This is a genomic window from Microcoleus sp. Pol12B3 (assembly GCF_036701355.1).
Classification (GTDB): domain Bacteria; phylum Cyanobacteriota; class Cyanobacteriia; order Cyanobacteriales; family Microcoleaceae; genus Microcoleus.
The window spans coordinates 79,962-104,659 of record NZ_JAUBQS010000016.1; the positions used below are offsets into that span (position 1 = coordinate 79,962).

At 47.0% G+C, this 24,698-nt stretch carries 9 protein-coding genes; all 9 read left to right on the plus strand.

Features of this window, described 5'->3' with window-relative positions; genetic code table 11:
• Position 1: 1 nt before the first annotated feature.
• The 9 genes from QUA53_RS10825 to QUA53_RS10865 all read left to right on the plus strand — a co-directional run bounded on the left by QUA53_RS10825 (position 2) and on the right by QUA53_RS10865 (position 24,678).
• Positions 2–3,286 carry an amino acid adenylation domain-containing protein gene (locus QUA53_RS10825; protein ID WP_333096988.1) on the plus strand — a complete coding sequence of 1,095 codons (3,285 nt, stop codon included), beginning with the start codon at positions 2–4 and terminating at the stop codon, positions 3,284–3,286.
• A gap of 79 nt (positions 3,287–3,365) precedes the next feature.
• The gene (gene panP / locus QUA53_RS10830) at positions 3,366–5,054 is read left to right on the plus strand and encodes a pyridoxal-dependent aspartate 1-decarboxylase PanP (RefSeq protein WP_333096987.1); all 1,689 of its coding nucleotides are present in this window, start codon (positions 3,366–3,368) and stop codon (positions 5,052–5,054) included.
• A complete protein-coding gene (locus QUA53_RS10835; RefSeq protein WP_333096984.1) occupies positions 5,044–6,591 on the plus strand; it encodes a condensation domain-containing protein in 1,548 nt (515 codons plus the stop codon). Before panP ends, QUA53_RS10835 begins: the two co-directional genes overlap by 11 nt.
• A 64-nt stretch (positions 6,592–6,655) precedes the next feature.
• Positions 6,656–7,705, plus strand: a complete 1,050-nt coding sequence (locus QUA53_RS10840) for a TauD/TfdA family dioxygenase (protein ID WP_333096982.1) — start codon at positions 6,656–6,658, stop codon at positions 7,703–7,705.
• 22 nt (positions 7,706–7,727) lie between these two features.
• Positions 7,728–12,254: an amino acid adenylation domain-containing protein gene (locus QUA53_RS10845; protein WP_333096980.1), complete on the plus strand. Its 4,527-nt coding sequence runs from the start codon at positions 7,728–7,730 to the stop codon at positions 12,252–12,254.
• Positions 12,255–12,260: 6 nt separating this feature from the next.
• Positions 12,261–13,679, plus strand: a complete 1,419-nt coding sequence (locus tag QUA53_RS10850) for a condensation domain-containing protein (RefSeq protein ID WP_333096978.1) — start codon at positions 12,261–12,263, stop codon at positions 13,677–13,679.
• A 31-nt stretch (positions 13,680–13,710) separates the two neighbouring features.
• Positions 13,711–15,003: a diaminobutyrate--2-oxoglutarate transaminase gene (gene ectB / locus QUA53_RS10855; protein ID WP_333096977.1), complete on the plus strand. Its 1,293-nt coding sequence runs from the start codon at positions 13,711–13,713 to the stop codon at positions 15,001–15,003.
• Positions 15,004–15,047: 44 nt separating this feature from the next.
• Entirely contained in the window at positions 15,048–20,165 is a 5,118-nt protein-coding gene (locus tag QUA53_RS10860; RefSeq protein WP_333096976.1) for an amino acid adenylation domain-containing protein, read from the plus strand.
• A 169-nt stretch (positions 20,166–20,334) separates the two neighbouring features.
• Complete coding sequence (locus QUA53_RS10865) at positions 20,335–24,678, plus strand: amino acid adenylation domain-containing protein (RefSeq protein ID WP_333096974.1); 4,344 nt, start codon at positions 20,335–20,337, stop codon at positions 24,676–24,678.
• The last annotated feature ends 20 nt before the right edge of the window (positions 24,679–24,698 follow it).

A 24,698-nucleotide genomic window follows, 5' to 3' on the forward strand; every position in this document is an offset into this window, starting at 1 on the left:
TATGAGCAAAGGCAATATCGAAGATTTTTATCCCCTCTCCCCAGCGCAGCAGGGCATTCTCTTTCATTCCCTTTACCAGCCAGAATCGGGCGTATATTTCGGGCAACTGCTGTGCGTTTTGCGCGGCGATCTCAATGTTTCTGGGTTTAGAAATAGTTGGCAAAAAGTTGTAGAGCGGCATCCCATATTGCGGACTTGTTTTTTGTGGGAAAAATTGAAAGATCCCGTGCAAGCGGTGCGTAAAGAGGCGGCATTATCTTGGCAGCAGATGGACTGGCGCTCGCTATCTGCATCCGCACAACAACAGCAGCTAGAAACGTTCCTAAAAGCCGATCGAGAGCAGGGCTTTGACTTGACATCAGCTCCCTTGATTCGCATTGCACTGGCGCAGTTAGAAACAGATACTTTTCAGTTTATTTTGAGCCACCACCACTTAGTTTTAGATGGGTGGTCGCTGGCGATCGTTCTTGATGAAGTTTTTGCATTTTATCAAGCCTTCTCCCAGGGGGAGGAATTGCACCTCAAACGCCCTCGTCCTTATCGAGATTACATCGCGTGGCTGCACCAGCAAGATTTATCTGCGGCTGAGTCATTTTGGCGGCAAACTCTCAAAGGTTTGGCAGCCCCAACTGCGATCGCCCGGGGCAATATTGTCGCGGGAAACCGTTTAGAAAGTAGTGGCGAACAGCAGGTGATATTTTCTGCAACAGCCACCGCCGCACTGCAATCCTTAGCGCGGCAGCATCAGCTAACATTAAATACCCTCGTACAGGCAGCTTGGGCGCTACTTTTGAGCCGATACAGCGGCGAGGAAGATGTGGTTTTTGGTACGGTTGTCTCCGGGCGGCCACCAGAGTTAATGGGTGCTGAATCGGTAGTGGGGCTGTTCGTAAATCCTCTGCCAGTGCGCGTAAAAATTGACCCACAGGATTCTATTTTATCCTGCTTGAAAGAACTCCAAGCGCAACAAGTTGAGGCGCGGCAGTATGAGTACAGCCCCCTCGTTGAGGTGCAGGGGTGGAGTGAAGTTCCTCGGAGTTTACCTCTATTTGAGAGTTTGGTCGTTTTTGAAAATTATCCTTCGGATGCTTCTTTGCAAGACAAGATTCAAAACTTAAAAGTAGAGAATATTCGCTCCTTGGAAACAACGAATTATCCTCTAACGGTGATGGCGATGCCCGGTGCCGAATTGACGCTGAAAATTATTTTCGATCGCAGCCGCTTTGAGGACAGCGCGATTGTGCGGATGCTCGGACACCTGCAAACTTTACTGGAAGGAATGACTGCCAATCCTCACCAAAAACTATCGAATTTATGCTTATTGAGCGTTGCTGAACAACAACAATTACTTGTCCAGTGGAACGACACCCAAGCGGATTACCCCAAAAATTCCTCAATTCACGAATTATTTGCAGCGCAAACAGAGCGAACCCCAGATGCAGTGGCTGCAATTTGCGAAAATGAACAATTGACTTACCGCGAATTGAATGCCAAAGCCAACCAAATCGCGCATTACCTGCAATCTCTAGGTGTAAAACCAGAAGTTTTGGTGGGAATTTGCTTAGAGCGATCGCTGTCGATGCTGGTGGCCATTTTGGGCATTTTAAAAGTTGGTGCCGCTTACGTTCCTCTCGATCCTGCTTATCCCCAAGAACGCCGCTCCTTCATGCTAGCCGACGCAAAAGTTCCGGTGCTTTTGACTCAAAAAAACCTCCTAGAAACCCTCCCCGAACACAGCGCTAAAGTCGTCTGTATCGACGCCGAATGGAAAGAAATTTCCCGCGAGAGCGATCGCAACCCCGCTGTTAAAGTAGAAGCTGAAAACCTCGCTTACGTCCTCTACACTTCTGGCTCCACAGGCACTCCCAAAGGGGTACTCGGCACCCACCGAGGCACAGTCAATCGCTGTTTTTGGAACCCCTACCCTTTTATCGAACAAGATATTTGCTGTCAAAAAACATCCTTAAATTTTGTCGATTCGGTTTGGGAAATTTTTGCTCCTTTGCTGCATGGGTTGCCGACTGTCATTATTCCCGATCGAGCCGTCAAAGATATTAACCAATTCCTTCAAACCTTATCAAAGCAAAATGTAACGCGACTGGTGCTAGTTCCTTCTTTGTTGCGCGCTATCTTAGATTCCTTCCCTGATTTAGACAGGCGTTTGCCTCAATTAAAATATTGGATTTGCAGCGGAGAAACTCTGGCGGTGGAACTTTGCCAGCAATTTCGAGAGCAGATGGCCCAGCGGGTATTAATCAACCTTTATGGCTCTTCTGAAGTAGCAGCAGACGTGACGTGGTACGATGCAACTCACTGTGTCGAGAAAGTTCCAATCGGTCGCCCGATCGCCAACACGCAAATTTATCTGCTCGATCGCAATTTGCAACCCGTTCCCATAGGAATTCCCGGCGAGATTTACGTCGGCGGCGATGGATTGGCACAGGGCTACTTAAACCGCCCCGACTTAACCTCGGAGAAATTCATTTCTCACCCCTTTGGGCAACAAAAATTAGATTCTCTCGGTAATACTCCTGAAAAACTTTTGTTCAAAACAGGCGATATCGGTTGTTACCTGCCGGATGGTAATATAGAATTTCTGGGTCGTGGCGATTGCCAAGTAAAAATTCGCGGTTTCCGGATCGAACTAGGAGAAATAGAGGCAGCACTTTCTCAACATTCTTCTGTATCCACCGCTGCTGTTTTGCTTCAGGAAAATACACCGGGCAGTCAACGCCTAGTCGCTTACTTAGTTGCTAACTCAGGGTTCAGAAATCAGTCAGAACTTATTTCCGAACTGCGTTCATTCTTGAAGCACAAACTGCCCGATTACATGATGCCTTCAGCTTTTGTGCTATTAGATGCGCTGCCGCTAACGCCCAACGGAAAAATTGACCGCCTCGCCTTATCTCAAAGGTGCGATCGCGTTTCTGATGAAACAGCCTTCACTGAGCCACAAACGCCCACAGAGGAAAAAATTGCTGAGATTTGGACGGCTCTTTTAGGGCTAGAAAAAGTAGGAACCAACCAAAACTTTTTTGACCTCGGCGGTCACTCTCTGATGGCAACGCAGTTAATATCGCGAGTGCGATCGTGCTTTGGAGTAGAGTTAGCGCTGTGCGATTTTTTTGCCGCTCCCACTATTCAGAACTTAGCTGAACTAATCGAGGAAGAAATTCTGGCAAACGCCGATTCTAACCAGATAGATGAATTGCTAGACATCTTAGAAAAAGTGGATGGAGAGTCAGCACAAACTGTGATGGCGTCTGAGCAAATAGCGCGTTTGTAAAAAAGCATAAAAAGCCCTATCTCCATAAAGCTTTGCTTGGGATAGGAATAAAAAAGCCATTAAAAAGGAGGGATTAGGGATGAGTAAACTAACAGTAAAGACCAAAGATTATCAAGATGTAATGGAGTCCGTAAAAGCCTCTGTTGCCCCACTTGAAGAAAAGTTGATGGAGCTATTCAGTGCCTCAGAAAAGTCATTTTTGGCAGAAGAAGCAATGGAGGAGCGAATTTCTGCCCTAGTTGAAGATTTTTTGTACGCAAAAACCGCTAGTACAGATATTGACTTAGAGTTAATTATTCAGGAGTTTACGGAAAACAAAATTCCCGCCCTTCCGGCAGATGTTGGAAATTATATCGATGATTTGGCCCAAACCCTCGTTGCCCATTCCATTCACACATCTTCCCCGCGATATATCGGTCACATGACGAGCGCACTTCCCTATTTTGTGCGCCCGATCGCGAAGCTGTTAATCGCGATGAATCAAAATTTAGTCAAGATGGAAACTGCCAAAGTTTTAAGCCCCTGCGAGCGCCAGACTTTGGCAATGATGCACCGATTAATTTACGATTTTTCTGAAGATTTTTATAACCAGCACATTCAAAAAAGCGATAGCACGCTCGGTATCGTGGTAACGGGCGGCACCCTAGCTAATATCACAGCCCTGTGGTGCGCTCGCAACGCTTCTTTAGGGCCAAAAAATAACTTTAGTGGCATTGAAAAAGAAGGCTTGTACGCAGCTTTAGAGTTTTACGGCTACAAGGGAATGGTGATAATCGGCTCCAGTTTGATGCACTATTCTTTTGAAAAGGCTGCCGGTTTATTAGGCATTGGCGATCGCAATCTCCTAAAAGTCCCCACCGATTCCAATCACCGCATGGATTTGGCAGCGCTGCGCCAAACTGTAGCCGAATGCCGCGATCGCAATCTGCACATTCTGGCAATTATCGGTATTGCAGGCAGCACCGATTCGGGAAGTATCGATCCGCTTCCAGAAATAGCAGCGATCGCGCAAGAAGCAAACGCTCACTTTCACGTCGATGCCGCTTGGGGCGGCCCCGTGCTTTTTTCCGAACGTCACCGGCACAAATTCGCAGGCATTCAACTAGCAGATTCCGTCACCATAGATGGACACAAACAAATGTATTTGCCAATGGGAATCGGTCTGGTTTTATTCCGCAATCCCCAAACCGCCAAAGTTATTGAAAAAAACGCGCCCTACACGGTGCGAAAAGACTCCATCGATCTAGGCAAGCGCTCTCTCGAAGGCTCTCGACCAGGTGCGAGTTTGTTCTTGCAAGCCGCCTTGAATATCATCGGCCATCAAGGCTATGAGTTTTTGATAGATGCAGGCATCCATAAAACGCAGCACTTGGCCAATTTAATTCGGGAAAATCCAGCATTTGAATTGCTGATAGAACCAGAAATTAATATTCTTTTATACCGCTACATTCCAGAAACCTTCAGGGAAAAAGCAGCCAAAAAACAACTAACCGAAGCAGACAACTACTTCATTAATCAATTTAACGAGCGCCTTCAAGAGGCCCAGCGGCAAGCCGGTCGCACCTTCGTATCGCGAACAACCGTGCAAAACACCTGTTATGGCAAAACCATTCCGATTGTTGCTTTTCGAGTCGTCCTTGCCAACCCCCTCACCACTGAAGCAGATATCAACGTTGTTTTAAACGACCAGCTAAACATAGCAGCAAAGCTTTCCTTAACTATCGCAAACAGCGATCGCTGCGAGGAGGTGAATCATCATGTCTACTAATCGTTCAGAACGACTGAAAAACCTCTCGCCCCAGAAGCGAGCGCTCCTCCTCAAAGCATTGGGCAAAGAGGCAGTACAGGCTGAGCAATCTAAGCGCATTCCCAGGCGATCGCAGCCAAATTCTGCTCCCCTTTCTTTTGCCCAGCAACGGCTGTGGTTTCTCGATCGATTGTCTCCCGAAAACGCTGCCTACAACCTTCCTGCTGCTGTGCGTTTGCAAGGACAATTGAATTTGTCGGCACTGCAACAAACACTCAATGAAATTGTCAGGCGTCACGAAGTTTTACGGACTGCTTTTGCAGAAGTGGACGGGCAACCTGTCCAACTGATTTCTCCTTCCTTGGATTTCGCTTTGTCGGTGGTAAACTTGCAACATTTACCAGAAACTGAGCAGCAAGCTGAAATTGAGCAGCGTACTCTAGAAGAAGCCCAACGCCCCTTTGACTTAACGCGATCGCCCTTACTGCGCGGCACTCTGCTGCAACTTGGTGCGGCAGAATATGTGTTGCTGCTGACGATACACCACATTATTTCAGATGGTTGGTCTATGGGGGTTTTGGTGCGAGAAGTGGCCGCGCTTTATGAAGCTTTTTCCACTGACAAACCCTCTGGGCTGCCTGAACTTCCCCTACAGTATGCCGACTTCGCCAGTTGGCAGCGGCAGCATTTCCAGGGAGAGAAATTAGAAAAACAGCTCGCTTATTGGAAACAGCAATTGGGAAGCAATTTAGCTGTGCTGTCAACAGATAAGCAGCGCTCTCCCGTGCAAACTTTCCGAGGGTCGCAGCAATCTTTTGTGATTTCTGCTTCTTTAACTGAAAAAATTAAAAAGCTAGCCCAGCAACAAGATGTCACCCTATTTATGACGTTGCTGGCAGCATTTCAATCCTTGCTGTACTGCCAAATAAAGCAGGACAACCTCGCTATTGGGTCTCCTATTGCCAACCGCAACCTCCTTGAATTAGAGGAACTAATTGGATTTTTTGTCAATACTTTAGTGCTGCGAATCGACACGGCAGGCAATCCAACTTTCCGCGAACTACTCCGTCGAACACGCGAGGTAGCGTTAGCAGCTTACGCTCACCCGGATGTTCCTTTTGAAAAGCTAGTGGAGGAATTGCAGCCGGAGCGAAATCTTAGCTATAACCCGCTGTTTCAAGTGTGGTTTGTACTCCAGAATGCGCCCATGCCACCCCTGGAGTTAGCTGGTTTGACCTTGAGCATTCTGGAATTCGATGTCGGTATGTCGAGACACGACTTAAGCCTGACTCTCTGGGAGGTTTCAGAAGGAATTCAAGGCTTATTTGAGTACAAAACCGACTTATTTGAGGCTGCGACTATTGCCCGAATCGTGAGAGGTTGGGAAACTCTTCTCCACCAAGTAGTTGCCCAGCCAGATATCAGGATCGACGACTTGGCCGAAATTATTGCCGAAGCAGAAAGGCAGCACCAAATCGAGCAGGAAAAACAAATTCATCATTCGGGAATTCAAAAATTAAAAACCGCTAAACGCCAAGTTATGAAAAGTGTGAAGTAATGGATCGATCTCTCATGTTTTCTATAAAAAAAGGGATAAAATTTTCACCCAATTTGCCAAAATCATGACAAATACAGAAACAAAGAATCTCAATTCCCAAAAGTTAGGAGCAGTTAGGCGAAAAGCCGTCAGCCTGTCCTCAGAGGAATTAGTCAAAACCGCCTACCTCCAGCCCGAAAACCTTCTACCTCTATTTGTTCAGCCAACAGTAGAAAAATTAAATCTCGCAGGTTGGGCTGCAAACAATCGCTCATCAATCGAAACGCAGTTATGGAAGCATGGAGGAATACTTTTTCGAGGCTTTGAAGTCGGCGGGGTGAATGGTTTCGAGCAGTTTATTCAAACTCTTGCTGGCGACTTGTTGGAATATTCTTTTCGCTCGACTCCGCGTAGCCTGGTGAGCGGAAATATCTACACTTCCACCGAGTATCCTGCCGAGCAATTCATCCCGCTGCACAATGAAATGGCTTATTCTCGAAATTGGCCGCTGAAAATCGCTTTTTTCTGCGTCAAGAAAGCTGAACAGGGAGGAGAAACTCCGATCGCTAACAGTCGCAAAGTGTTTGAAAGCCTGGATTCAAAGATTAGAGAAAAGTTTGCCCAACAAAAGGTTATGTATGTGCGAAATTACGGCGGAGGCGTAGATTTACCCTGGCAAAATGTCTTCAATACTGATAGCAAAATTGAGGTAGAAGAGTATTGCAAAAAAGCGGGAATTGAGTTAGAATGGAAAAGTGACGATAGCTTGAGAACTCGGCAAATATGTCAAGCTGTCGCTAGGCACCCACAAACGCAGGAAATGGTGTGGTTTAATCAAGCTCACCTCTTCCACATTTCCAATCTCGAACCCGTCGTTCGCAAAGAGCTTTTAACTTCTTTTAAACCGGAAGATTTACCCCGCAATGCTTATTACGGCGATGGCTCGCCCATTGAAGATTTTATATTAGACGAAATTCGTCGCTGCTATCAGCAAGAAACAACTGTTTTTCCTTGGGAAGAAGGAGATGTCTTGCTGCTAGATAATATGCTAGCCGCGCACGGACGCACCCCATTCTATGGTTCGCGTCGAGTTGTTGTCGGGATGGCAGGACCGTTTAGCTGTCAAGACATTTAGACCCATGAAAGGAACAGTAGATATGCAAAAGGAAACAATTGAAGGGTTTAGACTTTCTCCACAGCAACGGCACCTGTGGGGGTTACAGGAAAATAATCCTAAACAGACCTATCGCGTTCGAGGTGCAATTTTAATTACAGGAAACCTCGATCGAGAGATTCTTAAAAGTGCGCTGCAAAATGTCGTGAATCGGCACGAAATCCTGCGGACTAGCTTTCACTGCTTGCCTGGGATGACACTACCCCTGCAAGCGATCGCCAGCACTGGTGAAGTTCCTATCTCGGAATACAATCTGATCGGTTTGTCTCCAGAAGAACAAGAAGCTAAAATCGCAGCGCTTTTTCAGCAACTAAACCTGCTTCCTTTTGATTTTGAGCGCGGCCCACTTTGGCACATCTCTTTAGTCACTCTCGCCCAAGACAAGCACCTATTGCTGGCGAACTTCTCTGCCTTAATTGCAGATAGCGTCACCCTGAAAAATTTCACCCGCGAACTCAGTCTTTCCTACTGGGCCTGTGCGTGCGGGGAAGAGTTCTCTGATGAGTCAATGCAATATGCCGATATTGCTGAGTGGCAAAATGAGTTACTCGAATCAGAAGAAACGGCAATTGGCAAAGAATACTGGCGAAAGCTGAACATTGAATCTTTGGACTCTTTAACGTTTCCTTGGGAAAAGAAGAATTCAGAAGCGAAATTTCAGCCACAAGTAGAAACGGCGATCGTTCGGGGTGATTTGTTCGACAGCCTGGAAGCGATCGCCCAAAAACACCAAAGCGATATTTCTACATTTCTGCTGACTTGCTGGCAAATTCTGATTGGGCGGCTTACCAGACAGCCAAACCCGATCGTCGGCGTAGCTGGAAACGGCAGGAAATATGAAGAATTAGAGCCAGCGCTGGGGCTGTTGAGTACCTATTTACCACTACAGTGCGACTTGCAAGACGAATTCAGTTTTGCCAAAATTTGGCAGCAAGTTGAGCTAAATCTCAAAGATATTCACACTTGGCAAGAATATTTCACCTGGGAAGAAACTCTAGAATCCGATAAAAGTAACGCTTTTTTGCCTATCTGCTTTGAGTATGAAACAAAGCCAGAGAAATATGGCGAGTCTGGCGTTTCATTTTTCCTCTATCGGCAAGATGCCTGCGTAGAACCCTTCAAACTTAAACTTTCCTGCCTTTCACGAGGCAATTGCTTAATCGCCGAGTTTCGCTACGATTCGGCTTTATTTGAAGCTGAAGATGTCAAGCGCTTGTCAGAACACTTCCAGGCTGTGTTAGAAAGTGCCTTAAAAAATCCACAAATACCCATCAGTCAATTAAATATACTGAGCGATCGCGATCGTCAGCAGCTTCTCGTCGAGTTCAACCAAACTCAGAAAGATTACCCGACAGACAAATGCGTTCACCAGCTTTTTGAAGAACAAGCCGATCGCGCGCCAGACACCATTGCCGTCATCTTTGAAAACCAAAAAATCACCTACCGAGAACTCAACGATCGCGCCAATCAACTCGCCCATCACCTGCAAAACTTGGGAGTTGAACCAGAGGTCGTTGTTGGCATTTGCCTTGATCGCTCCTTAGAAACAATCGTAGGAATGCTAGGCATTCTCAAAGCAGGTGCCGCGTATTTACCCATAGACCCGGCAACCCCAGCAGATCGCAAGGCACTCATGCTAGAAGATGCCCTAGTTCAGGTGCTGATAACGCAACAGCGACTCGCTGAAAGCTTGCCGAAAACTCAGGTAAATATTGTTTGCATCGATACAGACATTCCCACTGTTTCTGCCTCTTACACGCCTCGCGCTTCTTCTGAAAATTTAGCTTACGTCATCTATACTTCCGGTTCCACTGGCACGCCCAAGGGAGTAGCCATCGAACACCAGCAACTGCTCAATTACCTGTACAGCATTCAAGAAAGGTTAAACCTGCCATCAGGTGCTAGTTTCGCCACCGTTTCTACCTTCGCAGCAGACTTGGGCAATACAGCGATTTTCCCGGCACTTTGTTCGGGTGGATGCCTCCATATAGTATCCCAAGAACGCGCCACCGATCCAGAAGCGCTGGGTGAATATTTCCGCCGCCATTCTATCGATTGCCTCAAGATTGTTCCCTCGCACCTTGCTGCTCTTTTAACTTCTTCTCAAGCCGAGTCTATTTTGCCACGAAGACGGCTAATTTTAGGCGGTGAAGCTGCAAGCTGGGAATTGATTGAAGAAATTCGTAAAATCAATCCAGATTGCCTTATTTTCAATCACTACGGGCCAACAGAAGCGACGGTGGGCGTACTAACCTATCAAGTGTATGGCGAGGAATTGAAAGGAATTTCCGAGACAGTTCCCCTCGGCCAACCTATAGCAAATACCCAGATTTATCTACTGGATTCCCATTTGCAGCCAGTGCCAGTAGGCGTGCCTGGGGAACTGCACATAGGCGGCAGCAGCCTGGCGCGGGGCTATCTCAACCGCCCCGAATTGACGGCAGAAAAATTTATTCCGAACCCATTCGGTGCGCCTGAAGCACATCTTTATAAAACGGGTGATTTGGCTCGTTATTTGCCAGACGGAAACATCGAATTTATCGGGCGAATTGACAATCAAGTAAAAATCCGGGGCTTCCGCATTGAATTGGGAGAAATTGAGGCAGCGTTAGGGCAGCACCCAGATATCGCGCAGGCTGTAGTGGTGGCGCGGGAAGATGCGCCTGGTGAAAAGCGCGTCGTGGCTTATTTTGTTTCTCATCAGAAACAAGCACCAAGCAGCAGCGAACTTCGCCGTTTTTTAGCGACAAAATTGCCTGAGTACATGGTGCCTTGGGCTTTTGTAACGCTCAAAAGTTTGCCTTTAACTCCTAACGGAAAAGTAGACCGGCGATCGCTGCCAGAACCCGACAGTGCCAGAGCGAAATTAGAAGGAACTTTCGCAGAACCTCGCACGCCTGCCGAGGAAACTATCGCCCAGATTTGGGGGCAACTGCTAGAGCTCGAAAAAGTAGGAATTTATGATAACTTTTTCGAGTTAGGCGGAGATTCGATATCAAGCATTCGCATCGTCGCCAAAATCAATCAAGCCGGCTTGCGCGTGACGCCCAAACAACTGTTTGAGTGTCCCACTGTGGCGGAGCTTGCAGCCGTTGCAGCCACAATTGAGACGACTGAAAAACTGCTGCCTATTCTCCCCATACAGCAGGAATTTTTAGAAGAAAAAATTTCGGGTAAATGCCAGAGCTTTTTATTTAAAACAGACTCGGAAATCGCTCCTGAATTATGGCAGCAAGCGGTGCAAAAATTGCTCGATCGCCACGACATTCTTCGCCTGCGATTTATCCATACAGAATCGGGCTGGCAGCAAATGTATGGTAGTTTAGAGGAAATTCAAACAGAACCTTTCTCATACATCGATTTATCGGCGTTGCCAGCGAGCGAAGGAGAAATTACTTTAGAAAAAACGGCAGCCGATCTCAAAGAAAGTTTGAATCCAGCCGAGGGAATTCTCTGGCGAGTGGCTTTGTTTAACCAGGGAAACGATCGGCCCAATAGCCTGCTATTAACGATTCATCAACTGGTGGCAGATAGCGTTTCCTGGCAAATTTTGCTAGAGGAACTTTCTGCGGCGATCGCACAGCTCAGTCAGGGGCAATCTGTAGAATTACCGCCCACAACAGCAACTTTTAAACGGTGGTCAGAATTTCTGCAAGAGTACGCCAAATCGCCACAAATTCAGCAAGAGCGAGATTACTGGCTCGCTGCGCGTCAAGAAGTCTCGAAACTGCCCGTTGATTCTCCAAGCAACGATCGGGCGAGCATTGTATTAGTTTCGCTCGATGTTGAAGAAACTCGCACTTTACTGCAAAAAGTTCCAGCAGCTTATGGAACCCAAACGAGCGAAGTATTGCTGACTGCATTGGTGCAAACTTTTAATCAATGGACGAAAGCGGATTCCTTGCTGGTGGATTTGGAGGCTTCGGGGCGAGAAATTTTTGCCAAAGATATCGATTTGTCGCGCACGATCGGCTGCTTTGCGGCGATTTTCCCGGTGCAGCTCATTCTCAAGGGCATCTCTGGGCCTGGGGAAGCTTTAAAGGCGATTAAAGAGCAGGTGCGGGGCGTACCCAATCGAGGCGCTGGCTTTGGGGTACTGCGCTATTTCGGCGATGGCGCAGAAGTAGCGGCGCATCTGCAAGCCTTGGATCGATCGCAGATTAGATTTAACTACCGCGAGCAATTCGCTCCGATTGTGCCTGAACCTTTTGCGTTTGAGCTAGTAGAAAGCGCGAGCAGCAGCCTGCTAGGAAATCGGCGCTATTCGATCGAAATTGACGGAGGCGTGCGAGAAAATAGGCTGCAACTAGAGTGGAGGTATAGCGAAGCAGTCTACCGGCGAACCACCATCGAAAAACTAGCTAAAGATTTTGTGGATAATTTGCGATCGCTTGCTGCCCACTGTCAGTCTGCCGAAGCAGGAACCTACACGCCTTCTGACTTCCCAAAAGCAAATTTGAGTCAAAAAGACCTCGATCGCTTCTTAGCGAAAATCAACCAACGCAGGTAAAAATTCATGCAAGTAGAAAACATTGAGGATATTTACGAACTTTCGCCGATTCAGAAAGGCATTCTATTTCATAGCTTATTCGCTCCGGAATTGGGACTGTATTTTTTCCAAATGCCCTTTTTGTTGCGGGGCAATCTCAACGTTGACGCTTTCTCTAGCGCTTGGGAGCAAGTAGCGAACCGACACGCGAGTTTGCGGACAGGCTTTTTCTGGCAAGATATCAACAAACCGTTACAAGTTGTATATCAGCAAGTAACAGTTCCCTTAGAGCTATGCGACTGGCGGGGGCTAAATCCTGCGGAACAGGAGGAGCAATTAAATACTTTTCTGGATAGCGATCGCGCCTTAGGGTTCGATTTTTCCCAAGAGTGTTTGATGCGCCTGACTTTGTTTCGCCTTGCTGACAACTGTTACCAATTTATTTGGAGCAGACATTTTATTGTGATGGATGGGTGGTCAATCCCCACGATACTCGCGGAAGTGCTTCAAATTTACGAGGCGATTTGTGAGGGGAAAAAGGTAAATTTAGCGCCCAGCATTCCCTACCGAGACTACATAGAATGGTTGCAAAAGCAAGATGTAGCGAAAGCCCAGACGTATTGGAGGCAAGCGATCGGAGAATTGCGATCGCCTACTTCCCTCACCAATCTAGATGCTAGCAGCGCCTTCAATTCCGAGGAAAAATACGACGAACAGAGAATCTATTTATCCCCAGAAACTACAGCAGCGCTGCAATCTTTTTCGCGGCAGCACCAGCTTACATTGAGTACAATCTTTCAGGGAGCGTGGGCGATGCTGCTCAGTTACTACAGCGGCGCGAGCAAAGTAGTCTACGGATGTACAGTGGCGGGACGCCCAGTAGAATTACTACAAGACGAGCCGCTAATTGGGCTATTTGTTAACAGCTTGCCCGTATGGATCGAGGTAGCTTCTGACCAATCTCTGCTAGTTTGGCTGAGGCAGCTTCAAGAACAATTACTGAAAATGCGCCAGTACGAGTGGAGTCCGCTAGTTGATATTCAAGGGTGGAGTCAAGTGCCGCGAAGCAGGCCTTTGTTCGAGAGTATCTTGGTGTATGAAAACGCGCCAGTGGATTCACTCTTGGAAAAATGGGAAGGCAATCTAGAAATCTCGAACTCGACGATTTTCTCCAATGCGCCGAATTTTTACAAGACTAACTATCCCCTGACTGTTGCCGTGTATCCGGATCTAAAGTTCTGCATCGGCATCAATTACGATTTCCGCCGCTTCGAGCTAGCCACAATTACTCAGATTCTGGAGGATTTTGAGAGATTGATTCAGGGCATCTTGGCGCAACCAAACGCCCTCCTGAAGGACTTGCTGTTGCCGATCGATCGCGAGTATCCCATAACGTTAAGTCTGGAAAGAGAAGTAACGTTTAATTTTGAATTGTCCGCCGCGTAACTAACAAATTAACTAGAGTGAGAAAGTTGCCATGCATCGCATCGCCCTACAAAAGCCAAGTCAGCCAGCGAATATTTTTGAAAGTCGCGAGTCTAATGTCAGAAGCTATTGCAGAAATTTTCCTGATATATTCCATCGGGCAAAAGATTCTATCATATATTCCGAAACAGGAGCGGAATATATCGATTTTTTAGCAGGGGCAGGGGCGCTGAATTACGGGCACAACAATGACTATATCAAGCAGAAGGTAATAGCGTATCTGGCATCGGACGCGATCGCGCACGGGTTAGATATGCACACCTCAGCCAAAAAAGAATTTTTAGAAAAATTCTTTTCGTCTGTCTTAGAACCGAAAAAGCTGGATTATAAAGTTCAGTTTTGCGGCCCAACGGGAACGAATGCCGTGGAAGCGGCTTTGAAATTAGCCAGAAAAATCAAGAAAAGACCGGGCATTTTCTCATTCATGGGAGCCTATCACGGCATGACGTTAGGCAGTTTAGCTGCGACTGGCAATATCGCAGCGAGAGCGGGGGCAGGCGTAACATCAAATAATGTAACTTTTATGCCCTATCCCTATGGGTTCATGGAAAGTTTTAATACCATAGGGTATATCGAAGCCGTCCTAAATGATGTCAATTCTGGAATCGAAAAACCAGCGGCAATTATTTTTGAAACGGTGCAAGCTGAAGGGGGAGTAATTGTCGCGCCCGTCGAGTGGATGCAACAACTCAGAGACTTGTGCTCACGCCACGACATTTTATTAATTTGCGACGACATTCAAGTGGGTTGCGGACGGACAGGGTCATTCTTCTCATTTGAAAGAGCTAATATCGTTCCCGATATGGTAATCCTCTCGAAATCGATCAGCGGTTACGGATTTCCGATGTCGCTTTTGTTGATTAAACCTGAGTTAGATATTTGGGAACCGGGCGAACATACGGGTACATTTCGTGGAAATCAACTCGCTTTCGTAGGAGCTACCGCTGCTCTAGAGTATCGAGAAAATATCAATCTCGAACGCGAAGTCCAATTGAAAGAGTTCTTTTTACAAAAATTTCTGGCGGAGGAAATTGCCCCGATCGACGAAAAAATAGATATCCGAGGAATTGGTTTAATTTGGGGCATCGATTTTGAAAAATGTGGCGCTGCTAGTTTTGCTAAAAAAGTCACTTCGCGGTGTTTCGAGTTGGGATTAATTGTGGAAAGAGTTGGGAGAAATGATACGGCTATAAAAATATTGCCTCCCCTGACTATCGAATGGTCAATTCTGCAAAAAGGCTGTGCGATTTTGCAACAAGCCTTGTCCGATTGCTTGAATTCCTAATTGCTCTAATTTTTTCCAATTTTTAAAATGTGAGGAGACGATCGATGATAGCCGTAGCGAATCAAATCAGACCAATTACCCCCATTTCAGATAACTTGTTGTCTCAAAAAATTTATTGGTTAAACAAGCTTTCCGGGGAACTGCCGGAGACAACTTTGATAGCCGATTATGTAAGACCTGTGCTAGATAGCGGCAAAGAGCGAGAGGTCGCATTTGAACTGTCGAGCCAACTGTCTGAAGCGATTTTTAAGTTGGCGAAAAAATCCGATTTGTCAATTTATCTAATTCTCCTCGCTACCGCTAAAATACTGCTCCACAAATATACTAGCAATAGCGATGTTATTGTCGGCTCGCCGATTTATAACCCAGAAAAAAGCGCTCGCTTAATTAATCGAGTGGTTCCGCTGCGCTCCACTGTAAATCCTCAATTGACTTTCAAAGAGTTTCTGCTGCAAGTCAAAGATACTGCGATCGCGGCATACAGCCACCAAAATTATCCGTTTGCTGAATTAGTGCGGTTGTTAAAAATTTCCGAAACTCAGAGCCGCTGTCCAATTTTTGACGTAGCCGTCTTATGGGAAAACATTCACTCTGCAAGCGATCTCGCGGAACTCGGCAATGATTTAACAATTGCTTTGAAAGTCGATGGCAATCGGATTGTCGGCAAAATTGAGTACAGCGGCTTGCTTTTCAAAGATGAAACCATCAGAAGACTGACATCACATTATATCAATCTTTTGGAAAGCGTTACCAACAACATTCACCTGAAAATTGCGGATCTTAGTTTTTTAAGTCAATCTGAAGTCCGCCAAATATTAGAAAGTTTTAACGACAATGCTAGAGAGTATCCTGTCGAGCGAACGATTCACGATTTATTTGAAAGCCAGGTCAAAAAAACGCCCGATCGCATAGCTGTTGTTTTTGAAGAAACTCAGTTAACTTATCGCGAACTGAACGTAAAAGCGAATCAAGTCGCCAGACTTTTGCAGAGTTTAGGAGTCAAAAATCGACAACTGGTGGGAATTCTGCAAAAACGGAGTCCGAATTTTCTCATCGCTATTCTCGCTATTTTAAAGGCGGGGGGAGTCTACGTTCCCATTGACAGCACTTATCCTCCGGAGAGAATTCGCTATATGCTTTCTCACAGCGAAGTGGGAATTCTCTTAACAGACGCTTCATTTTTAGAGATTTTGGCAAGCCAAATCGAGTATTGCCCTGAGTTAAAATATTTGGCTTGTTTAGATTTCAAGCCGGAGGGCGCGGCGAGATCCGCCGCCGAGGTTCAGATATGCGATCGCCGCGATTTCGATAAACTGCCCGCAGCCAATCTAGAAACTAGCAATCGCGGCACCGATCCAGCTTACGCGATTTATACCTCGGGTTCCACCGGATTGCCCAAAGCAGCTATTATCCGACACGGCGGCGCGATCAATCACATTTACGCTCAATTTGAGGCGCTGGGATTGACTGAAGAATTTACCTTTTTGCAAAGCGCTCCCGCTTCATCGGATATTTCGGTTTGGCAATTTTTAGCGCCTCTTTTAATTGGCGGAAAAACCGTAATTGCCGGCGCGGAAACAATTTGCAATCCCGAAAAATTGTTTGAGGTAATTCAAAAACACAAATTAACCCTCGTCGAACTCGTTCCCACCGTTGTCCGAGGATTGACAGACTATCTTTCCAAATTATCGCCGCAGCAACGAGCATTTCCCAATTTAAAATGGATGATGGTAACGGGAGAATCAGTCTCGGTAGAGTTGGCGAATCAGTGGTTGCGCCTGTATCCCTCGATCGGCGTTGTCAATGCTTACGGCCCTACAGAAGCGGCTGACGATATTACGCAGGCAATTATTCAAAAACCTTTGCCGGAAAATCAGCGATCGCTATCCATCGGCCAACCCCTCGCCAATTTAAATCTTTACATCCTCGACTCTCAGATGAAGTTAGTGCCCGTGGGAGTGCCGGGAGAGATTTGCGTGTCGGGATTTGGCGTCGGCGAGGGCTATTGGAAAGATGAAAAGAATACTCAATTAAGCTTTGTTGAAAATCCCTTTCCAAATACGGCAAAACCGCTGCCAGGAATTGACAAAGATTCAATGTACAAAACCGGAGATTTAGGGCGGTGGCTTCCGGATGGAACGATCGAATTTCTAGGGCGCATCGATCGCCAGGTAAAAATTCGGGGTTTCCGCATCGAACTAGGAGAAATAGAGGCTGTATTGGAGCGACATCCAGCCGTGCGGGAGACGGCGGTTATTGTCAGAGAAGATAACCCCGGCAACAAGCGTTTAGTTGCTTATATCGCTGCGTACAAGGATAGTTTTTCAGAGTTTCAATCGTCGAGCCTGGCAGATGAATTATGCGGCGATTTAAAACAAAAATTGCCTCAGTATATGGTGCCTTCAGCCTTCGTGCTGCTGGAGGCGCTGCCGCTTTTGCCGAATGGCAAGGTCGATCGCCGATCGCTGCCTGCACCGGAAAAAAGCGCGATCTCTGCGCTGCGATCGCCCGTTGAGGAAATGGTTGGTGGCATCTGGAGCGAAGTGTTAGGCATCGAGGGAATTGGCAGCGAGGATAACTTCTTTGAATTGGGAGGACATTCCCTATTAGCTACTCAGGCGATCGCGCGCCTGCGAGAAGCATTTAAAATTGAATTGCCCCTGCGCGTCTTATTTGAATCGCCAACAGTGGCAAGTTTGAGCGAGCGCATTTCCCAAATCAGCAGCAGCGAGCAAAAACTAAAAGCACCCCCCATCGATCGCGCACCGCGAGGCCCAGAATTGCCCCTTTCTTTCCCCCAACAGCGCCTCTGGTTCGTCGATCGGTTGCAACCGGGCGATCCGGCTTACAATATCCCCGCAGCCGTGCGCTTGAAAGGTGCGATCGACGTGACAGCATTAGAGCGCAGTTTCCAAGCAGTTATCAATCGCCACGAAGCCTTGCGGACAACTTTTGGCGCGGTGGAAGGGCGGCCCATTCAGTTGATAATTCCCGAACCGACTTTCGCCCTCTCAGTTATAGATTTGCAGCACTTTCCTCAATCTCAGCGAGAAGCAGAAGCTGTGCGGCTCGCCGCCGAGGAAGCGCAACAACCTTTTGACTTAGCAAACTGGCCATTAATGCGAGTCACTTTGCTGCAGTTAGGCGACACAGAATTTATCTTATTGCTAACCATCCATCACATCGTTGCCGATGGCTGGTCTCTCGGGGTACTCGTGCGGGAAATGGCCACCCTCTACGAAGCTTTTTGCAGTGGCAAACCCTCCCCACTTCCCGAACTTCCAATCCAATACGCCGATTATGCCGTGTGGCAGCGAAACTGGCTCTCTGGGGAAGTTTTAGAAGAAAAACTTGCCTATTGGAAGCAACATTTAGGCGATCGCTTACCAGTGCTGCAACTGCCTGCAAAACAACCGCGCGCCGCTGTTTCTACCTATCGCGCTGCCCTTCAACCTTTCCAGCTTTCCCCAAACCTTTCTGCCGCGCTCAACAAGCTGAGCCGCCAACAAAATGTCACCCTATTTATGACGTTGCTAGCGGCTCTGGAAACGCTGCTATATCGATCGACAAATCAGGATGACATGGTAGTCGGCACCGACCTCGCCAACCGCACCCAATTGGAAACAGAGGCTCTGATTGGTTTCTTTGTCAATATCTTGCTTTTGCGCGGCGATCTCAGTGGCAATCCTACTTTTATTGAATTGCTCGATCGCGTGCGCGAAGTCACCTTAAAAGCCTACGCTCACCAGGATTTACCCTTCGACAAATTGGTGGAGGAATTGCGGCCCGATCGCAGCCTGAATCAAACACCGCTCTTTCAAGTCTTATTCGTCATGCAAAATATGCCCATGCCTGCTTTAGAGCTAGGCGGGTTAACTTTGACTCCCTTAGAACTTGACAGCGGAATTGCGAAATTTGATTTAGTTCTCTTCGTGGGAGAAACAGAGCAAGGAATTGCAGGCGCTTGGAAGTACAACGCTGACCTTTTCGAGGCCGCAGCCATCGAGCAAATGTCCAGCCGTTTTGAAACCTTACTCAACAGCATTGTGGCGCAGCCTGAGACTCGGTTAAATAACTTAGAAATTCTCACGGAAGCGGAAAAAGAACAACAAGCCATGCAAGAAGTCAAGCGCGAACAGCTAAATTTTAGCAAGTTTAAGAGCGTTAAACCAAAAGTAGTCACTCTGCCAGACGGCGAGTTGATAAAAACCGAATTTCTCCAGCCTGGAGAACTATTTCCGCTAGTCATTAAACCCGCTGCCAGCGATGTCGATATCATTGATTGGGCGAAAAACAACCGAACATCGATCGAGACTAAATTGCAGCAACACGGGGCAATTTTGTTTCGAGGCTTCACCGAACCCTTAGTTTCTACTTTCGAGCAGTTTGCCTTGGGGATTTGTCCAGAATTGTTCGGCGAGTACGGAGATTTGCCGCGCGAAGGAATCGGCGGAAAAGTTTACGGTTCGACCCCTTATCCCGCTGAGCAAACTATCTTCTTTCACAGCGAAAGTTCGCACCTGCACCGCTGGCCCATGAAAATCTGGTTTTTCTGCGTTCAACCCGCGCACTCAGGCGGCGAAACCCCGATCGTGGATTGCCGGAAAATTTACCAGTTGCTCGACCCCAAACTCCGAGAAAAATTCGCCCAAAAGCAACTGATGTACGTCCGCAATTACACAGATGGACTCGATGTAAGCTGGCAAGAATTTTTCAAAACGGCGCATAAAACTGAGGTGGAACAATATTGCCGTCAAGCGGGGATAGAATTTGAGTGGAAAGACGGAAATAAGCTCAGAACTAGCAAGCGAAGGCCGGCGATCGCCAAGCACCCCAAAACTGGAGAGATGGTATTTTTTAACCAACTTCTCTTGCACCACATTTCCTGCTTAGATCCGGCCGTCCGCAACTCTTTATTATCTGTCTTTGGAGAAGGAAACCTGCCTCGCAATGTTTATTACGGCGACGGCACTCCCATTGAAGACTCGGTAATGGCAGAAATTCAGGCAGTCTATCAGCAGACAACCGTTAGTTTCCCTTGGCAAGCTGGCGACATATTAATGTTAGATAATATGTTGGCTGCTCACAGCCGCAATCCATTTGTCGGGCCGCGCAAAATTGTGGTATCGATGGGCGAAATGATCGGTGAAGCAGAGATTTAAAAGCTGACTTTTATCCCGCAAAATTCGGCTTTATCCGACTCTGCTACGAATTGATAATTGCCAGTATTCGCCACTTCAAAGCCTTGACCACAGTCTGTTTTAACGGACTCGATATATTAGCCAGGGACTTAATTCCCTGGCTATCCTAAAACATTAATCAATATAACCAATGCAAACAATTAATGGATTTCGGCTTTCTCCTCAACAAAAATATCTGTGGCTGTTGCAACAAGAGAGTCCCGCTTATCGCGCTCAATGTGCGATTCAGATAGATGGTAATCTCCAAGCAAATGCCTTAAAAGAAGCGCTGGAAAAAGTCAGCGATAGCCACGAAATTCTGCGGACGAGCTTTCAGCGACGTTCTGGGATTAAATTTCCGATTCAAGTGATAAACGAGCGCAGCTTAATTTCCTGGCAGATCGTTAATCTCGAATGCTTGACACCGCCAGAACAAGCAGCTAAACTCCCTGAAATTTTTCAAAACGAAAAGCGCTCAGCTTTCAACTTTGAACAAAATCCAATTTGGCGCTTATCCTTAATTTCTCTATCAGCAAACAGGCACATTTTGGTTGTCAGCCTGCCTTCTCTGTGCGCCGATTCCCGCACCCTCAAAAATCTAATTCGAGAAATTAGCCAGTGTTATGCCGCTTGCTTGCAAGGTGAGGAACTGGCCGACGAAGTGGTGCAATATGTCCAATATTCGGAATGGCAGAATGAATTGATTGAGGATGAAGAGGCTGCAGAGGGCAAAAAATATTGGACTGAGCGGGACTACTCGGCGCTAGCCAGTTTAAAATTGCCTTTTGAAAATAAAAATAGCAGCCCGTCCGATCGATTTGAACCGAATTTTTTTGAGGTTAAAATAGAACTGAGTTTACTAGAAGAAATAGAAGCGATCGCCCGCCGCTACGATACCTCAATATCTGCTTTCTTTCTAGCTTGCTGGAAAACGTTGCTCTGGCGGCGGTTGGGAAAGGCAGAAATCATTATTGGCACCGCCTTCGACAATCGCAAATATGAAGAATTAGAGCCAGCACTCGGTCTATTTGCCAAGTTTTTACCGCTTCGCAGCCAACTGCAAGAAAATTTTACCTTTCAGGAATTATGGCAGGAAATTCAGGAATCCCAAAGCGATGCTTATAAATGGCAGGAATATTTCAACCGGGAAGATATAAACGCCTCGGCTGGATTTCCATTTTGTTTTGAGTTTGAGGAACAACTAGAAAAGTATGCCGCGCCTGGCGTAGATTTTTCAATTTACCAGCAATATGTCTGCGGCGATCGCTTCAAAGTTAAACTCTCCTGCGTGCGCCGAGAGGATGCTCTCATTGCTGAGTTTCACTACGATCCGGCCTTGATAGGAGAACAAGCGATCGAATGTTTAGCAGATCAATTCTACACCTTAATAAAAAGTGCAGCTAATCACCCAGAAACCGCTCTCGGCGAGTTGGAAATTCTGAGCGATCGCGCCCGCCAGAAAGTTTTAGTTGAGTTCCACCAAACACAGAAAGATTACCCAAAAGACAAGTGCATTCACCAGCTATTTGAGCAACAAGTGGAGCGCGTACCAGATCGCCTTGCGGTTGTCTGTGAAAATCAGCAGCTCACCTACCGAGAACTCAACGCCCGCGCCAACCAAATCGCTGATTACTTACAACAATTAGGAGTTAAATCCGAAGAATTAGTCGGAATTTGTGCTGAGCGGTCTGTGGATGCGATCGCCGGAATGCTCGGCATTCTCAAAGCAGGCGGCGCGTACTTGCCACTCGATCCGACCATGCCAAAAGAGCGCCTCGCCTTGATGTTGCAGGATGCCGGAGTCGCAGTGCTATTAACGCAACAACAGCTAATCGAAAACTTGCCAAAAACTCAGGCAAAAATCCTTTGCTTAGACGCAGAAATTCCCTCTGTCTCCCCCTCTCCGTCTCCTCCTCTCTCTCCTGAAAATTTAGCTTATGTCATTTATACTTCCGGTTCCACTGGCACGCCAAAGGGAGTGGCAATTGAACACCGATCGCTCCTCAATTACCTCTACAGCATTCAGGAACGGCTAAACCTGCCATCAGGAGCCAGTTTCGCAACCGTTTCTACCTTAGCAGCCGACTTAGGAAATACAGTAATTTTTCCAGCTTTATGTACGGGAGGAAGCCTTCACATAATTTCCCAGGAACGCGCCACCGATCCAGAGGCGATCGCTGCTTACTTTCAGCAGCATGCCATTGACTGTCTCAAAATCGTTCCCTCCCATCTAAAAGCTTTATTAACTGCTGCTGATCCGGCGCAGGTTTTGCCGAAAAAGCGATTAATCCTTGGCGGCGAAGCCTTAAGTTGGAATTTGCTCGAAACTATTGAGAAATACGCCCCCGACTGTTCAGTATTCAACCATTACGGGCCAACAGAAGCTACCGTAGGCGTGCTGGCTTATCCCATCAAAGACCGAGAAAATTGCATTTCTGAAACAGTTCCTCTCGGTCGCCCTATCAATAACGCGCAGATTTATTTACTTGATTCGCACTTGCAGCCAGTTGCCATTGGCGTGTCCGGCGAGTTATACATCGGCGGTCTTTCTTTAGCTCGCGGCTATCTAAACAAACCCCAATTAACCGAAGAAAAATTTATCCTCAACCCCTTCGACACCGAACCAGGATCGCGTCTGTATAAAACAGGAGATTTGGCTCGGTATTTGCTGGACGGAAATATTGAGTTTTTAGGGCGGACCGACAGCCAAGTTAAACTGCGAGGGTTCCGCATTGAATTGGGGGAAATAGAAGCAGCGCTATCTCAACATTCTGCTGTTGTGCGCGAAGCAGTAGTTTTGCTACTGGAAAATGAACCGGGGAATCAGCGCTTAGTTGCCTATGTTGTACCCGCGAGGGAATCAGCGATCGCTATTAACGAGCTGCGGTCATTTTTAAAAGAAAAACTGCCCGAGTACATGGTTCCTTCTGCTTTTGTCGTACTGAAAGCATTGCCCCTCACGGCTAATGGAAAAATAGACCGGCGGGCGCTGCCAGCGCCGGAGGAGGCGAGAGCCGATTTAGCAGATACTTTTGTCCCTCCTAGCACTCCCATTGAGAAAATGCTTGCTGAGATTTGGGCTGAGTTGCTAGGGCTGAAAAAAGTGGGAATTTATGACAATTTCTTTGATTTGGGGGGACATTCATTACTGATTACTCAGTTGCTAGCAAAGGTAAGAGATTCTTTCCAAAAGGAATTGCCCTTGCGCCGTTTTTTTGAAGCGCCTACCATCGCTGCTTTAGCAAAGAATATTGAGGTGAAGCACGGGGCGGATTCTGCGGGCGATCGCACTGCAAGTTTCGATATTAACGCTGAAGTTGTTTTAGATCCGGCAATTCGCCCTGCAACTCCATTGAGCGAGGCAAAAACTGAACCAGCTTGCATTCTCTTAACAGGGGCGACGGGCTTTTTGGGAGCCTTTTTACTCCGCGACCTCTTGCAACAAACTCAAGCAGAAATTTATTGCCTAGTCCGTTCTGCCGATTCAGAATCAGCCAAAAAGCGGATTCAAAGCAGCCTCGAATCCTATTTAATTTGGGATGAAAGCAGCAGCGATCGGATTATCCCAATTGCTGGAGATTTGTCTCAACCAATTTTGGGACTTTCCGAGGATCAGTTCCGAGTTTTAGCCAGTAAAATTGATGTCATTTACCACAATGGCGCGTTTGTCAAGTTTACTTATCCCTACTCGGTTCTCAAACCCGCTAACGTTTTGGGGACGCAGGAAGTTCTGAGATTGGCGAGTCACAGTAAGCTAAAACCAGTCCATTTTATTTCTACGATTTCCGTTTTCTCGGCAATGGGAGAATCTGGGATTAAGCTCGTGCGAGAGGAGGATGAACTCACTGCGGGAGAGGGTCTAAAAGGCGCTTACACTCAGACTAAGTGGGTGGCAGAAAAGTTAGTAGAGGTGGCGCGCGGTCGGGGCATTCCTGTTAGCATTTACAGGCCAGGTCGCATTTCTGGGGACAGCCAAACAGGGGCCTGCAATCCCAGCGATTTACTGTACAGGTTAATCGCTGGTTGCGTGCAACTTGGATGTGCGCCCGATGACGATAAGCTGATGAATGTAGCGCCTGTTGACTATGTGAGCCGAGCGATCGTTCATCTTTCGAGCCAAAAAGAATTGCTCGGAAAGACTTTTCATTTAGTCAACCCTCAGTCCTTTCAAATGAGTGAATTGCTTGGCTGGATTTGCTCAATGGGTTATCCAATCAAACGAGTTTCTTCTGAGACTTGGCAAGCAGAAATAATCAATCGCGCTGGATATTCTCCAGAAAATGCGTTGTATCCGCTTGTCGGTCTTTTCTCCGAAAAAGTTTCGGAAGCAGAAATGGTTAAATCTGCCACGCTGCAATTCGATTGCCAGAATGCGTTGAAGGGACTTTCTGGAACGGACATTATCTGCCCGCAAGCGGATGCGAGTTTGTTTCGGACTTATTTTTCCTATCTCGTCGATCGCCAGTTAATAGAGGCTCCCAAACATCTGGTCTAAAAATGTAGAGGCGCGAGCGA